The following is a 257-nucleotide window of genomic DNA, read 5'->3' on the forward strand; positions in this document are numbered from 1 at the left end:
CAAATCCCAACTGTCGTTAAAACCGTCTCCATTAGGCGAAATTCCCTTGGGTATGGAACAATCTTGGTAAGTGATCGTAAATTGACTTTGGTCGGTACAGCTACTCGCGTTAGAAACCGCATACACATAAATCGTTTGCTCTCTTTCTAAAATCAGTTGTCCGGCATAAAGCCGCTCACCTTTTCCATCGGGTTCTGTATAATACCCGCTATCCAAAGAAACCAAAGGCGGTAGTATAAAATACTCGCAATGCACCA

General features: G+C 43.2%; 1 pseudogene. It reads right to left on the bottom strand.

Annotation, left to right across the window (positions count from 1 at the left end):
* A pseudogene (locus KO524_RS15275) lies at window positions 1–257 on the bottom strand (gliding motility-associated C-terminal domain-containing protein); the annotation flags it as partial.

It is taken from the genome of Flavobacterium sp. NKUCC04_CG (assembly GCF_019345525.1).
Lineage (GTDB): Bacteria > Bacteroidota > Bacteroidia > Flavobacteriales > Flavobacteriaceae > Flavobacterium.